Origin of the sequence: Exiguobacterium sp. JMULE1 (genome assembly GCF_013337175.1) — a bacterium.
GTDB classification, from domain to species: Bacteria; Bacillota; Bacilli; order Exiguobacteriales; family Exiguobacteriaceae; genus Exiguobacterium_A; species Exiguobacterium_A indicum.
Genome location: NZ_SGWC01000002.1, coordinates 3,098,224 through 3,111,939 on the forward strand (window position 1 = coordinate 3,098,224; position 13,716 = coordinate 3,111,939).

Here is a 13,716-nt window from a genome sequence, read left to right on the forward strand (position 1 = left end):
TATTGGTCGAGTCATTGACATGACACCCTCTGCTTGTTACCATAACATCAATATTCTTTTATAAAAGAGAAAGCGAGTGGATAACATGTGGGAGAACAAATTTGCTAAAGAGGGTTTGACGTTTGATGACGTCTTACTCGTACCCCGTCGTTCGAGTGTCTTGCCGCGCGACGTTGATTTATCTGTCACGCTATGTGAAGGGATCACACTTAATATTCCGTTGATCAGTGCTGGGATGGATACCGTCACAGAAGCACCGATGGCAATCGCAATGGCACGTCAAGGTGGTCTTGGTGTCATTCATAAGAATATGTCAATGGAAGAACAAGCAGAACATGTCGATCGCGTCAAACGTTCTGAAAATGGTGTCATCACGAATCCGTTCTATTTGACGCCAGAGCGTCAAGTCTACGATGCTGAGTATTTGATGAGTAAGTACCGCATCTCTGGTGTTCCAATCGTTAATAACGAAACAGAGCGTAAATTAGTAGGGATTTTGACGAACCGTGATCTTCGTTTCGTCAAGGATTACTCGACTGTCATTGAAACGGTGATGACGACAGAAGAACTCGTGACAGCAAAAGTTGGTACGTCCCTTGCTGAAGCAGAACAGATTCTCCACAAACATCGCATCGAAAAGTTACCACTCGTTGATGAGAACGGTGTATTAAAAGGGTTAATCACGACAAAGGATATCGAAAAAGTCGAACAGTATCCACATGCTGCGAAAGATCAGTTCGGACGTTTACTCGTCGCAGCAGCTGTCGGCGTAACGAAAGACGCTTCGACACGTGCAAAGTTCCTTGTCGATGCAGGTGTCGATGCACTCGTCGTCGATACGGCACACGGTCACTCAGAAGGTGTTCTTCTCAAAGTACGTGAACTTCGTGAAGAATATCCAAACTTACCAATCATTGCGGGTAACGTTGCGACGGCAGAAGCAACACGCGATTTAATTGAAGCCGGTGCATCTGTCATCAAAGTTGGTATCGGACCTGGTTCAATCTGTACGACACGTGTTGTCGCAGGCGTCGGTGTACCACAAATCACAGCCGTCTTCGATTGTGCGACAGAAGCACGGAAACATGGTGTCTCAATCATCGCTGACGGTGGCATCAAGTATTCTGGAGATATCGTAAAAGCACTTGCTGCTGGCGGTCACGCTGTCATGCTCGGAAGCTTACTTGCAGGAGTAGAAGAGAGCCCAGGTGAGATGGAAATCTACCAAGGACGTCAATTCAAAACGTACCGTGGTATGGGTTCTGAAGCATCGATGAAACGCGGTAGCCAAGATCGTTACTTCCAAGAAGCAGACAAGAAGTTCGTTCCAGAAGGAATCGAAGGACGTGTCGCTTACCGTGGTAAACTCGGCGATTCGGTGTACCAACTCGTTGGTGGTATTCGTTCAGGTATGGGATACTGTGGCGCTGCAACGTTAGAAGAATTGCGTGAAGAGACACAGTTCATCCGTATGACGGGCGCTGGTTTGCAAGAGAGCCACCCGCACGATATTCAAATTACAAAAGAAGCATCGAACTATACACGTCAATAAACAAAAGCCTCGTCTTTCTCTAGTAGAAAGGCGAGGCTTTTTTCATGATGATTTATGCAAATCCCACGCGTCCATCAACAATCGTAATCCTTCCATCAACTCTTGCTCAGAGAGACTCGCAAATCCAAGTACGATTTGAGGTGTACCAGAGAGAAGCGGTAACTGGGCATATTGAGAAAGACCATATACTTGGATGCCTTGTTGTTGTGCCCGCGTTACGAGCTCCGGCTCCGTCATCCCGTTCGCTACGGAAACGACGACATGGAGTCCCGCACTTTCGCCGGTCAATCGTAAGGCAGGAATCCGGCGAAGTGATTGGATTAAGACGTCGAGCTTGCGACGATAGACTTTACGCATCCGGTTGAGATGTCGTTCAAAGTCGCCCTCTTTCATGAAGCGCGTCAAGATCGTTTGATCGAAGCGCGAGACACTACAGGTATAGTGTGATAGTTCTGTTTGATACCGAGCGCGTAAGACTTCGGGTAAGACCATATAACCGATCCGTAGTGAAGGCATGAGTGATTTTGAGAAAGTACTCATGTAAATGACACGATTGCTGTCCATGTTGTGTAAAGACGGAATCGATTTACCGCTGTAGCGGAATTCGCTATCATAGTCGTCTTCGATGATAAAACGGGTCGGATCCATCGCCGCCCAGTTCAACAACTGATGTCTTCGGTTGACGGATAAGATGCTACCGGACGGAAATTGATGTGCCGGTGTGACATACATGACATCGACGTTTGATTCCTGTAAGTGATCAATCCGTAATCCATTCGCATCAACACGAATCGGTTCAATCATGCGTTCATGATTTTCAAGTAAGAGGCGTGTCGTATGATAACCGGGATCCTCGATACCGTACGTGACGTCGCGTCCCAGTAAGAAGAGGACGAGCGGCAACAATTGCTCGACACCTGAACCGACGACGATTTGTTCAGGAGAACAGACGACACCACGGGAATGATAGAGATAGGTCGCAATCTCTTCGCGTAGCGCTAGATCGCCTTGCGGATGACCGAGTGAGACAAGTGGGTGGTGATCGGTATCGATGATATCTTTGGCATACTTTCGCCAACGAGCGAACGGGAAAGAGATCCCTTCAATCTTACTTGGATGAAAATCATATGTGATGATTGGTTTTTCTTTAGTGACACGTGGTTCGATGACGGGTGAGGTTTTAACGTAAGCGAGTTCCTCATAGGCAAGAACGAAGTAACCTTTACGTGAGATGGATTCGACATATCCTTCTGCGACGAGTTGTTGGTAAGCAAGCTCAATCGTCGTTTGACTTAAGTTCAAAAATTGACCGAGTTTTCGTTTAGATGGTAATTTCGTGCCGTATGCTAAACGACCGGCAATGATTTCATTTCGGATCTGTTGATAAAGTTGTTCATAAAGTGGTTTTTCCTGATTACGCGTGAGTTGAAATGATAGCATGTCCATCTCGTCTGACTCCTTCTTCGTAAACTGACCTGTTGAAATCATCATAAACTGATACTTTTAAAAGTGTCAACGTTCCGTATACTAAAGGAGTGAAAGTCAACCAAGGGGGAATGGATATGGAACGTCAACAAGGAACGGATCGTGTCAAACGTGGAATGGCTGAAATGCAAAAGGGTGGCGTCATCATGGATGTCGTCAATGCGGAACAAGCGAAGATTGCGGAAGCAGCAGGTGCTGTTGCAGTCATGGCACTTGAACGTGTCCCGTCTGATATTCGTCGTGACGGAGGCGTCGCACGAATGGCAGATCCATTGATTACGGAAGAAGTACTCGGAGCGGTCTCAATTCCCGTCATGGCAAAATGCCGGATTGGTCATATCGTCGAAGCGCGTGTTCTCGAATCGATGGGGGTCGATTTCATTGATGAGAGTGAGGTCCTGACTCCGGCAGATGAACAATATCATTTACTGAAGTCAGAGTTCACTGTGCCGTTCGTCTGTGGCGCACGTGATCTTGGGGAAGCCGCTCGTCGCATCGCCGAAGGAGCCGCGATGATTCGGACGAAAGGTGAACCTGGAACTGGGAACGTCGTCGAAGCTGTTCGCCATATGCGACAAATTCAAGCACAATTGAATCAGATTTTACATGTCAGTCCAGATGAATTGATGACATTTGCGAAAGAATGGGGTGCTCCGTACGAAGTATTACGTGATATTCGGACACAGGGACGTCTACCGGTCGTCAACTTTGCAGCCGGGGGAGTCGCGACACCAGCTGATGCCGCACTCATGATGCACCTAGGGGCAGATGGTGTCTTCGTCGGATCAGGGATCTTTAAATCAGAACATCCAGAACGTGTCGCTCGGGCGATTGTCGAGGCCGTGACGTACAAAGATGATTTTGAACGGATCGCGTCTTTATCCAAAGGACTCGGAACAGCAATGAAAGGAATCGATGTCACATCGATGCCGTTTGAGGAACGGATGGCGACACGCGGATGGTAATCGGTATTCTTGATGTTCAAGGTGCGGTCCGTGAACATCGACAGCAGCTGGAAGGTCTTGGTGTCGATGTCGTTCTCGTCAAACAAGCGAGCGATCTCGAGAAACTGGATGGACTTGTCTTACCAGGAGGCGAATCGACCGCGATGCGTCGATTGATCGAACGCTATGAATTACTGGAACCGCTTCGGGAAAAAGCGGCGACGTTACCGATGTTCGGAACATGTGCCGGAATGATTCTACTCGCAACCGCTATCGAAGCAGGACAAAGCCATCTCAACGCGATTTCGATGACGGTCCGTCGGAATGCTTTCGGTCGACAAATTGATTCATTTGAAGGATTGCTATCGGTTGAAGGAATTGAGGAACCAATCGAGGCAGTGTTCATTCGAGCACCATTGATTCTGTCTGTCGGGGAAGGAACACGAGTGATTGCGAAAGTCGAAGAGCAGATCGTTGCTGTCGAGACATCGCTACACCTCGCGTGCTCGTTTCATCCTGAATTAACGGAAGATAATCGTTTACATCAGTATTTTTTACAAAAAATCAAACAGCGGCAATCCGTCCGTTCATAAAGCGTGGAAGCATCTGACAGTCTCTACTGTCGGATGCTTCTTTTGTGCTACACTATTCGTACAATGAATGATTAAGTGAGGGAGAGACACGATGAAGCGAATCTTGCTACTCTGCTTGAGTATACTGATGCTCACAAGTTTTCCTATGACGGGACAAGCAGCACCTTCGATTCAAGCAGAGTCTTACATATTGGCCGATGCGGTCACAGGGAAAATCCTCCTTCAATCGGAAGCGGATGTTTCTCTACCACCAGCTTCGATGACGAAGTTGATGACGCTTTACCTCGTCCGGCGACAAATCGAACTCAAAAAACTGACGTGGGATCAAAAAATCATACCAAGCAAGAAAGTCTTAAAACTAGCAAAAACGTCTGGTATCACTCGTGTACCAGTAAAACCAAAAACATATACGGTTCGCGAAATGTATAATGCGGCGTTCATTCAATCAGCTAATGATGCAGCGGTCATGCTAGCCGAAACCGTCGCTGGTTCAGAAGCGACGTTCGTTGAAAAGATGAATGAGACAGCAAAACAGTTCGGAATGAACGACACGGAGTATGCGAACGCGTCTGGACTTGATGCTGTCGATGCGACCCTTCCAGGAACGAATTTGATGACAGCGACCGATATCGCGTTACTTGTCATCCGTTATATCAAGGATTACCCGGATGTCCTCGATGTGACGAGCAAAGCACAGATGAAACTCGATGGAGAAGTCTTGAACAACTCGAATAAGATGCTAGCGAAGGAAAAATTCGCATATGCTGGCATGCGAGGAATGAAGACGGGAATGACCGATTTAGCTGGTTACTGTTTTGTTAGTGTGACGACACGAGATAACATGACGCTTGTTACAGTCGTGATGCGAACGGATTCGGATCAAGCCCGTTTTCGGGAAACGAAAAAACTACTCGATTATGGCTTTGCGACGTTCGAACCACTAACGTATTACGGAAAAGGAGAACGGATTAAAGACGTTCTTCCGATTAAAGGGGCAACCGTCCGTAAGCTAGATGTCGTCACGGAAGGCTCATTGTATGTGACGGTATCGAAGCGAGCATCGACACGGGAACCACGGTTTGATTTCTCTAAAACGACGGCACCCGTCACAAAACAAGAAGTCGTCGGAACGGTGCAAGTCGCGGATGACGGTATATATCTACCTGGTTTTGAAACACCACGCGTGAATTTGTATAGTGCAACTGCCGTTCAACTCGCAAGTGTACCGACGCGTCTCGTCCGCGCTTGGACGGCTTGGTCGAAGCGAATTGAGCAAGCGATTCAACAATCGGCTCTTGTCAACCTCCAAGGCGATGGTGTAAAGTAAAGCTAATCTCATAAAGATGCTATGAACGGACCAAGTAGATATATCGATACTGTTAAGAGAGCTAGTGGGTGGTGTGAACTAGTCAGATCGATGGATTGAATCGAGCCGGATCGCACACCTTGCGAACAAGGTGCGGGTACGCCCGTTATCGCGTCTTAAGTTGGCTAGATGTGTCTAGCAATGAGGGTGGCAACGCGGATCCAGGTGATTCGTCCCTTTTCGGTAGGAATACCGGAAAGAGACGAGTCGCCTTTTTTTATGACATAAAGGAGGAATTACAGATGATTGATATTAAACGATTACGCCAAGATTTTGACGCCATTCAAGAAAAGTTAGCGCACCGGGGAGAGGACTTGACGGACATGAACCGTTTCCTCGCACTTGATGAGAAACGCCGAGAGCTGATTGCTCAGACTGAAGTCTTGAAAGCAGAACGAAACGAAGCGACGAAAAAAATCGCTGAACTGAAACGTAATAAGGAAAATGCAGATGAAGCGATCGCTGCGATGCGAAGTGTCGGAGACGAAATCAAGACGCTTGACGACGAGTTACGTGAAGTCGAAGCGACATTGAACCAGCTGCTCCTTGGTATCCCGAACATTCCACATGACAGCGTACCAGTCGGTTCTTCTGAGGACGATAACGTCGTCGTGCGTGAAGTCGGGGACAAACCAGCGTTTGATTTCGAAGCAGTTCCACACTGGGATTTGATGGAGCAATTAAAAATCGTCGACGTCGAGCGTGCCGGAAAAGTCACAGGTAGCCGTTTCGTCTTTTACCGCGGAGCGGGTGCGCGTCTTGAGCGGGCATTGATTAACTTCATGATGGATCTTCACCAAGATCAGCACGGCTACACAGAAATCTTACCACCACTTATGGTCAACCGTGACTCTATGACAGGAACAGGACAATTGCCGAAGTTCGAAGAGGATGCATTTAAAGTCGAAGAAACGAACTACTTCCTCGTACCGACAGCAGAAGTTCCGGTGACGAACATGCACCGTGAAGAAATCCTAACAGCTGATCAGTTACCGATTGGTTATGCAGCGTACAGCCAATGTTTCCGTTCAGAAGCAGGTTCTGCCGGACGCGATACACGTGGATTGATTCGCCAGCACCAATTCAATAAAGTTGAGCTCGTTCGTTTCGTCAAGCCAGAAGAGTCTTACGAACAACTCGAATTGTTAACGGGACAAGCGGAAACAGTCTTGAAAAAGCTGAAGCTGCCGTATCAAGTATTGAGCATGTGTACAGCTGATCTCGGGTTCACGGCTGCGAAGAAATACGACATCGAAGTCTGGATGCCAAGCCAAGGCGTCTACCGTGAAATCTCTTCTTGTTCAAATTTTGAAGATTTCCAAGCACGCCGGGCGCAGATTCGTTTCCGCCGCGAAGCGAACGCAAAACCAGAATTCGTTCACACGTTAAACGGTTCTGCCCTTGCAGTCGGTCGGACAGTTGCTGCGATCTTAGAGAACTACCAGCAAGCGGATGGATCAGTTGTTATTCCAGAAGTGCTTCGTCCATACATGGGTGGTCTTGAAGTGATTCAAGCTTAAGTCAGAAGGGGGAGTAATCCCCCTTTTTGTATTTTAAAAAGTTTTTTTAGAAAAGGTCTTTACACGTTAAAAGGCAGATGCTATCATAATTAATGTCAGGAAAACAACCGAGTCATAACATTGTTATGAGAAGTACGGAGGCGTACTCAAGTGGTTTAAGAGAACGGTCTTGAAAACCGTCAGGCGGCGAAAGCCGTGCGTGGGTTCGAATCCCACCGCCTCCTCCATTTTTATTTTTTGGGCAACGACATGCACGTTTTATAGCTTGGAGGCGTACTCAAGTGGTTTAAGAGAACGGTCTTGAAAACCGTCAGGCGGCGAAAGCCGTGCGTGGGTTCGAATCCCACCGCCTCCTCCACTTCTTTTTTTTACCCAAAAATAAATATAATCATGGAGTCGTACCCAAGTCCGGCTGAAGGGGACGGACTCGAAATCCGTTAGGGGTCGCAAGGCTCGCGTGGGTTCGAATCCCACCGACTCCGCTTTTTATGAAGCATCTCAATTCTGAGGTGCTTTTTTGTTGCATCGATTTCTTCGTGCGTGCTATGGTTGCCTACGTGAAAAACGAAGAAGAGGTGGACGAAATGAACGAACAAACAAAAGAATCGTTGCTTTCGCATTATGCGATGACGATGACATATGTAAAAGACTTGGAACAGATTTCAGAAGAGGCATGGCGAACATCGTATGCAGAAGGTAAATGGACGATTGCTGAGATCATCGGTCACTTATCACCATGGGATCGCTTCATGGTCGCAGAGCGCATCCCGTACTTGCTCGCGGGGGAACCATTCCGTGTCGCACCAGATAGCCAAGCGGTCAATGAGGAAGCAGCGAAGATGAGCCGTGAGCAGCAACGGATCTTGACGATTGATGAGTTTTTAGTCAGCCGTGACTTGTTGCGCCGTGCAGTCGAATTGATTCCGGAAGAACGCCTGCAGGACAAGGTCGTCATGAAAGACAAAGAACTGACAATCGGTCAGTTCCTCGGAGCAATGGCTCAACATGATCTACACCATATGGAACAAATCAATCAAGTGATTGGTTAATGCGAGGGAGATGCGACACGCGTCTCCTTTTTTTGCGCAAAAAAAGATCCGCCTAAGAGGCAGATCTAATCAGTTAGCGTGTATTGGCAATACGAGCGACTTCAAGCTGTTTTTCGATCTTCGCGAGAATCCGGTCAATGGATTCTGGCTCGTTCAGTAAATCGTATTCGTCGATCGACAAACGAAGTACCGGGCAGATCGTGAAGTTATTGATCCAGTTCGTATAGCGCTCATACATCTCTTCCCAATATTCGATGGGTGTCTGCTGCTCCATCTCACGTCCGCGAAGACGAATTCGTTCAAGCACTTGTTCGAACGAACCTTCAAGATAGATCAAAAGATCCGGATGTGGGAAGAACGGTGTCATGACCATTGCGTCAAACAAACTTGAATATGTTTCATAGTCCGTTGGAGACATCGTTCCTTTTTCAAAATGCATCTTAGCAAAGATCCCTGTATCTTCATAGATTGAACGATCTTGGATGAAACCACCACCGTATTGGAAAATCCGCTTTTGCTCCTTGAAGCGTTCAGCGAGGAAATAGATTTGGAGGTGGAAACTCCAACGCTCGAAATCATGATAGAATTTATCCAAGTAAGGGTTCGTATCGACTTTTTCGAGTGACGTCCGGAAACCAAGGGCATCGGCTAATCCGTTTGTGATCGTTGATTTCCCGATCCCGACCATACCGCCGATCGTAATGACGGCATCTGCCGGGATGTTGTATTTTTCACGTAGCTTCAAGTTCATGCGTGGTTCGCTCCTTCATATAATTCGTTCCGGATCGTCGTCAAGACGTACTCGAGATCTTCTGGTCGCTTGACGAAGTCGAGAGCATCTCCGTCGAAACGGATGATTTTGACTTCCGGATGTTTGACTTGGTATTCCGTGACGAATGTCTCGTAATCCTCGGCTAATTGTTCGAGATAGGCACGTGACATATTTTCTTCGATTTCTCGTCCGCGCAGCGCAACACGTTTCATCAAGGTGTCGATACTTGCGTTCAAGTAGATGACAGCATCTGGTTTTGGCATGTCCGTCGTCAGGATCGAATAGATTTGTTCATACTTCTCAAGATGCTCTACCTTTAGAGAGCGGTGTGCAAAAATCAAGTTCTTAAAGATATGGTAATCAGCAACGACAGAGCGTTGTTTACTGAGGTAATGACGTTCGATATCATCGAGTTGTTTGAAGCGATTGCACAAGAAGAACATTTCCGTCTGGAAGCTCCATTCTTCGATATCTTCATAGAACTTTCCAAGAAAGGGATTTTCTTCGACGATTTCGCGTAACATAGAAAAAGAGAAATGGTGACTGATGGCGTTCGCAAGTGATGTTTTGCCTACACCAATCGGTCCTTCAACCGTTATGAACATATACAATGACCCTCCGTTCAGCAAAGTGCAATTTATATTTTAGCACAAAGAAGTACGACTTGCTGAAGTTTCAAAAGGAGAATTTTTTTAGAGTGAGGAGTATCGTCAATGGAACGACAGGAACACTATATGCGCCTTGCAATTGAAGAGGCGAAAAAGGCAGAAGCAATCGGTGAAGTTCCGATCGGATGTGTCATCGTCAAAGGCGATGAAGTCATCGCGACGGGGTACAATCACCGGGAAACGGATCAACAGGCGACGGCACATGCGGAGTTGATCGCAATCGAGGAGGCTTGCCGAAAGCTCGGGAACTGGCGACTTGAAGGGTGCGAGTTATACGTGACACTCGAACCGTGTCCGATGTGTGCGGGAGCCATCATGCTGTCGCGAATTGAACATGTCATCTTTGGTGCCGTTGATCCGAAGGGTGGGTGCTGCGGAACGCTGATGAACCTAGTGCAAGACGATCGGTTCAATCATGTCTCAGAGTTGACGAGCGGTATATTAGAAAAAGAGTGTGGTGAGATGCTAACGACGTTCTTTCGGGAACTGCGCGCGAAAAAGAAAGCGCGAAAGCGGGCAATGGGTTGCATCGCACCAGATGAAACAGTATAATGAAAAAGCACTGAAACAAGGTGCCACTAAAAATCGATAAACCATTTGCCGTGCTAGGTGGGGATGTAGCGGTTCCCTGTCACTCGCAATCCGCTATAGCGAGACTGAATTCCATGTCGAGGGATATGATTGGTGTGGTCTGCCTCACGTAAGTAGCGTTGACGTTTGAGTCCTACGCAACAGATACCCATGAACCAGGTCAGGTCCGGAAGGAAGCAGCCTTAAGTGGTGCTCTCTGTGTGTTGTAGGGGTGCTTGGACTGAGCAGGCTGCGTGAGTAACGCATGTTGAACATATTTCAGAATATGGTGCGCGGCAGTTTAATTTTTAAAGACAAGTCTACAGCCGGTTTCGGTTGTAGACTTTTTTAGGTAAAATAGAATGAGGAACTTAAAAAGAGGAGGCGCAAACTTGGCCTATCAAGCACTATACCGCGTGTACCGTCCGCAACGATTCGACGAAGTCGTTGGACAAGCGCATATCACCCGTACGATCCAAAATGCATTGATGGAGGGACGGATGTCCCACGCCTATCTATTTTCGGGTCCTCGTGGAACAGGAAAGACGAGTCTTGCCAAAATCATCGCTAAAGCGATCAACTGTGAGCATGCACCGGTCAAAGAACCGTGTAATACGTGCCCGACGTGTCTTGCGATCACAGAAGGATCAAGCCCGGACGTCTTCGAAATCGATGCCGCTTCCAATAACGGCGTAGATGAGATTCGGGAAATCCGGGATAAAGTCAAATATCCCCCTTCAGAAGCAGCCTATAAAGTCTATATCATTGATGAAGTGCATATGTTGTCGACAGGTGCCTTTAATGCCTTGCTCAAAACACTAGAAGAACCACCGGCGCACGCCATCTTCATCTTAGCAACGACTGAACCACATAAAATTCCGGCGACGATCATCTCGCGTTGCCAACGTTTCGATGTGAAGCGGCATGAAGTCGATCAACTCGTAGAGCGGATGCAATATATCTTAAAAGACCAATCGATCGAGTATTCGGATACGGCATTACGATTGATCGCCCGAGCGGCGGATGGTGGTATGCGTGATGCGCTGAGTCTACTCGACCAAGCGGTTGCTTTTTCGAATGGTGATCTAAATGATGCGGCTGTTCTTGAAGTAACAGGAGCAGTAGAAGATGAAGCATTACTGAACATTGCCCGTGCCTTACATGAACATCAAGTCGATCAGTTGTTACAGACGCTTGAAACGATGCAGCGAGCGGGGAAAGACTTAAAGCGTTTCGTTGAGGATCTCGTCTTCTTTTACCGAGACACGTTGTTGTTGAAAGCCTCGCCTACAGCTGTCGATTTGCTAGAGCGTGCGCGCCCGACGGATGAGTTCAAACAATTCGTTGAATCGATTGAAGCGGAGACGTGCTTTACGATCATTGATCAGTTACATGACTGCCAACAACAGATGCGGTTGACGAATCATCCGCGAGTCCTCGTTGAGATTGCCTTCATTCAAATTGCGGAACAAGGGAGAACAACGGGACAGATCGTCCAATCGTTGCAACAGGAAGTCCGCGAAATGAAAGAACAGATGCACCAGTGGAAGTCAAATGGTGTTCCAGCACAAGAAGCGGCTGCACCACAAGCGCAACCGAAGCGGAAACAAGGACGACCAACCGTTCGAATCGCCAAAGAGCGGATTCGCCAAATGCTAGAGCGAGCAGAGAAAGCGCAATTGCGCGAGATTCAAGAACGCTGGGATCACATCTTAAAATGGATTTTAAAAGAAGATGGCCCCATCTACTCGTTACTCCATGAGAGTAAACCGGTTCTTTGTTCAGCGGATACGTTGCTGATTGAATTCGATGACGGTAAAGGATGGCACTTTGAGCAGGTCATGACGAATGAACGAACACGTTTCGTGATTGAAGAAGCGCTGTATGAAGTATGCGGCGTCAAACGCGAAATTTTAGCGATTCTCTCAAAGGATTGGCATGAACTGAAGGCAGAGTTTGTTGCTAAGCGAAATAGTAGTAGTATAGAAGAGAAGGAAACAAAACAAGAATCGGAGAGCGATCAGTTATTGTCCGAGACGCTTGGTCGTTTTGGTGATATCGTAGAGTTCGAAGATTAAATTCGAGGAGGAATACAGATGCGCGGAATGGGAAACATGAACAATATGATGAAGCAGATGCAGAAGATGCAAAAGGATATGGCGAAAGCACAAGAAGAACTAAAAGACTTAACAGTGACAGGTACAGCAGGCGGAGAAATGGTCTCAGTCGTCGCTGATGGTCATAAAAATATCGTAGATGTCATCATTAAAGAAGAAGTCGTTGATCCAGATGATGTTGAAATGATTCAAGATCTCGTCTTAGCCGCAACAAACGATGCTTTGAAGAAGGTCGATGAACTCGTAGCAAGTAAAATGGGGAAATTCACACAAGGTATGAATCTGCCGGGAATGTTTTAATTCGTAGGAGGAAACCACTTGCAATATCCTGAAGCGATTAGTCGTTTGATCGAAAGTTTTACGAAACTGCCGGGGATTGGTCCGAAGACAGCAGTTCGTCTAGCGTTTCATGTCCTTGATATGGAAGAGGACGATGTCTTGATGTTCGGAAAGGCATTGGTCAGCGCGAAGCGCGACATTGCCTACTGTAGTGTCTGCGGGAATATCACGGATCAAGATCCTTGTTATGTATGTACAGATAAACACCGAAACCGTACGATTGTCTGTGTCGTCCAAGATTCAAGGGATGTCATTGCAATGGAAAAGATGCGAGATTACCAAGGGTTGTATCATGTCTTGCATGGAGCAATCAGTCCAATGGAAGGAATCGGTCCAGAGGATATCAATGTATCTAGCCTACTGACACGTCTTCAAGCGGACGAAGCGATTACGGAAGTCATCTTAGCAACTAATCCGAATATCGAAGGAGAAGCGACAGCGATGTATCTATCGCGTCTCTTAAAACCGACGGGTATTCGGATCACTCGAATTGCCCATGGTCTTCCGGTTGGCGGAGATCTTGAATACGCAGATGAAGTGACGTTATCTCGTGCAATGGAGGGACGTCGCGAACTATGAGTTGGTTTCGAAAGAAGATTCGCAGTGAGTACGACCAGCGTTTGTTAGAAGAATTAGCAAAAGCAAAAGAAGATTATTTGATGAAGCGTCATCTCTTAGAAATCAGCTATGATGACTATGGTGATTTAGAAGCACAAATGAAGTTAGCGGAATCACTGTATT

Annotated in this window: 14 protein-coding genes, 3 tRNA genes, 1 other RNA gene and 1 other annotated feature; of the genes, 15 read left to right on the forward strand and 3 right to left on the reverse strand. The window is 47.1% G+C overall.

Annotated elements, in window-relative coordinates; genetic code table 11:
* The first annotated feature begins 85 nt into the window (after nucleotides 1-85).
* A complete protein-coding gene (gene guaB, locus EXW93_RS16205; RefSeq protein ID WP_029343029.1) occupies nucleotides 86-1,552 on the forward strand; it encodes an IMP dehydrogenase in 1,467 nt (488 codons plus the stop codon).
* A 42-nt stretch (nucleotides 1,553-1,594) separates the two neighbouring features.
* Here the strand turns inward: guaB and pdxR are convergent, their stop codons facing one another.
* Nucleotides 1,595-2,998, reverse strand: coding sequence for a MocR-like pyridoxine biosynthesis transcription factor PdxR (gene pdxR / locus EXW93_RS16210; RefSeq protein ID WP_023469871.1), 1,404 nt, complete (start codon nucleotides 2,996-2,998; stop codon nucleotides 1,595-1,597).
* Nucleotides 2,999-3,114: 116 nt separating this feature from the next.
* Here pdxR and pdxS point away from each other — a divergent pair, with 116 nt between their 5' ends.
* The 8 genes from pdxS to EXW93_RS16250 all read left to right on the forward strand — a co-directional run bounded on the left by pdxS (nucleotide 3,115) and on the right by EXW93_RS16250 (nucleotide 8,509).
* Nucleotides 3,115-4,002, forward strand: a complete 888-nt coding sequence (gene pdxS, locus EXW93_RS16215) for a pyridoxal 5'-phosphate synthase lyase subunit PdxS (RefSeq protein WP_023469872.1) — start codon at nucleotides 3,115-3,117, stop codon at nucleotides 4,000-4,002.
* Nucleotides 3,996-4,574, forward strand: coding sequence for a pyridoxal 5'-phosphate synthase glutaminase subunit PdxT (pdxT, locus tag EXW93_RS16220; protein ID WP_035395406.1), 579 nt, complete (start codon nucleotides 3,996-3,998; stop codon nucleotides 4,572-4,574). The genes pdxS and pdxT overlap by 7 nt, the downstream gene beginning before the upstream one ends.
* Before the next feature lie 91 nt (nucleotides 4,575-4,665).
* Nucleotides 4,666-5,901, forward strand: a complete 1,236-nt coding sequence (locus EXW93_RS16225) for a D-alanyl-D-alanine carboxypeptidase family protein (protein ID WP_075643184.1) — start codon at nucleotides 4,666-4,668, stop codon at nucleotides 5,899-5,901.
* Nucleotides 5,902-5,913: 12 nt separating this feature from the next.
* Nucleotides 5,914-6,121 (forward strand) — a binding site (T-box leader).
* Nucleotides 6,122-6,182: 61 nt separating this feature from the next.
* Entirely contained in the window at nucleotides 6,183-7,460 is a 1,278-nt protein-coding gene (gene serS, locus EXW93_RS16230) for a serine--tRNA ligase (protein WP_035395402.1), read from the forward strand.
* A gap of 136 nt (nucleotides 7,461-7,596) precedes the next feature.
* Nucleotides 7,597-7,687 (forward strand) — tRNA-Ser (locus EXW93_RS16235).
* Between the two features lie 40 nt (nucleotides 7,688-7,727).
* A tRNA-Ser gene (locus tag EXW93_RS16240) sits at nucleotides 7,728-7,818 on the forward strand.
* A gap of 34 nt (nucleotides 7,819-7,852) precedes the next feature.
* Nucleotides 7,853-7,942: transfer RNA gene (locus EXW93_RS16245), tRNA-Ser, on the forward strand.
* Nucleotides 7,943-8,044: 102 nt separating this feature from the next.
* Nucleotides 8,045-8,509, forward strand: coding sequence for a DinB family protein (locus EXW93_RS16250; protein WP_174316736.1), 465 nt, complete (start codon nucleotides 8,045-8,047; stop codon nucleotides 8,507-8,509).
* A 73-nt stretch (nucleotides 8,510-8,582) separates the two neighbouring features.
* Here the strand turns inward: EXW93_RS16250 and EXW93_RS16255 are convergent, their stop codons facing one another.
* Nucleotides 8,583-9,260, reverse strand: coding sequence for a deoxynucleoside kinase (locus EXW93_RS16255; RefSeq protein WP_023469877.1), 678 nt, complete (start codon nucleotides 9,258-9,260; stop codon nucleotides 8,583-8,585).
* On the reverse strand, nucleotides 9,257-9,886 hold the full coding sequence (locus EXW93_RS16260) for a deoxynucleoside kinase (RefSeq protein WP_023469878.1): 630 nt from the start codon (nucleotides 9,884-9,886) through the stop codon (nucleotides 9,257-9,259). Before EXW93_RS16260 ends, EXW93_RS16255 begins: the two co-directional genes overlap by 4 nt.
* A gap of 108 nt (nucleotides 9,887-9,994) precedes the next feature.
* Here EXW93_RS16260 and tadA point away from each other — a divergent pair, with 108 nt between their 5' ends.
* The 6 genes from tadA to EXW93_RS16290 form a co-directional block, all read left to right on the forward strand.
* Nucleotides 9,995-10,501, forward strand: coding sequence for a tRNA adenosine(34) deaminase TadA (tadA, locus tag EXW93_RS16265; protein WP_023469879.1), 507 nt, complete (start codon nucleotides 9,995-9,997; stop codon nucleotides 10,499-10,501).
* Nucleotides 10,502-10,549: 48 nt separating this feature from the next.
* Nucleotides 10,550-10,816: signal recognition particle sRNA large type (gene ffs / locus EXW93_RS16270), an RNA gene on the forward strand.
* Between the two features lie 95 nt (nucleotides 10,817-10,911).
* Nucleotides 10,912-12,597 carry a DNA polymerase III subunit gamma/tau gene (gene dnaX / locus EXW93_RS16275; RefSeq protein ID WP_023469880.1) on the forward strand — a complete coding sequence of 562 codons (1,686 nt, stop codon included), beginning with the start codon at nucleotides 10,912-10,914 and terminating at the stop codon, nucleotides 12,595-12,597.
* Between the two features lie 18 nt (nucleotides 12,598-12,615).
* Nucleotides 12,616-12,936 carry a YbaB/EbfC family nucleoid-associated protein gene (locus EXW93_RS16280; RefSeq protein ID WP_023469881.1) on the forward strand — a complete coding sequence of 107 codons (321 nt, stop codon included), beginning with the start codon at nucleotides 12,616-12,618 and terminating at the stop codon, nucleotides 12,934-12,936.
* A gap of 18 nt (nucleotides 12,937-12,954) precedes the next feature.
* On the forward strand, nucleotides 12,955-13,554 hold the full coding sequence (gene recR / locus EXW93_RS16285) for a recombination mediator RecR (RefSeq protein ID WP_023469882.1): 600 nt from the start codon (nucleotides 12,955-12,957) through the stop codon (nucleotides 13,552-13,554).
* Nucleotides 13,551-13,716 (forward strand): DUF2508 family protein (locus EXW93_RS16290; RefSeq protein WP_174316737.1); only part of this gene is annotated, 166 nt, incomplete at its 3' end. The genes recR and EXW93_RS16290, both read left to right, overlap by 4 nt.

What these genes read in the sequence shown, in the direction of transcription:
- EXW93_RS16255 (WP_023469877.1), bottom strand. Translation starts at nt 9,260, where the DNA reads ATGAACTTGAAGCTACGTGAAAAATACAACATCCCGGCAGATGCCGTC.
- guaB (WP_029343029.1), top strand. Translation starts at nt 86, where the DNA reads ATGTGGGAGAACAAATTTGCTAAAGAGGGTTTGACGTTTGATGACGTC.
- pdxT (WP_035395406.1), top strand. Translation starts at nt 3,996, where the DNA reads ATGGTAATCGGTATTCTTGATGTTCAAGGTGCGGTCCGTGAACATCGA.
- serS (WP_035395402.1), top strand. Translation starts at nt 6,183, where the DNA reads ATGATTGATATTAAACGATTACGCCAAGATTTTGACGCCATTCAAGAA.
- EXW93_RS16250 (WP_174316736.1), top strand. Translation starts at nt 8,045, where the DNA reads ATGAACGAACAAACAAAAGAATCGTTGCTTTCGCATTATGCGATGACG.
- EXW93_RS16280 (WP_023469881.1), top strand. Translation starts at nt 12,616, where the DNA reads ATGCGCGGAATGGGAAACATGAACAATATGATGAAGCAGATGCAGAAG.
- pdxR (WP_023469871.1), bottom strand. Translation starts at nt 2,998, where the DNA reads ATGGACATGCTATCATTTCAACTCACGCGTAATCAGGAAAAACCACTT.
- EXW93_RS16260 (WP_023469878.1), bottom strand. Translation starts at nt 9,886, where the DNA reads ATGTTCATAACGGTTGAAGGACCGATTGGTGTAGGCAAAACATCACTT.
- tadA (WP_023469879.1), top strand. Translation starts at nt 9,995, where the DNA reads ATGGAACGACAGGAACACTATATGCGCCTTGCAATTGAAGAGGCGAAA.
- EXW93_RS16225 (WP_075643184.1), top strand. Translation starts at nt 4,666, where the DNA reads ATGAAGCGAATCTTGCTACTCTGCTTGAGTATACTGATGCTCACAAGT.
- pdxS (WP_023469872.1), top strand. Translation starts at nt 3,115, where the DNA reads ATGGAACGTCAACAAGGAACGGATCGTGTCAAACGTGGAATGGCTGAA.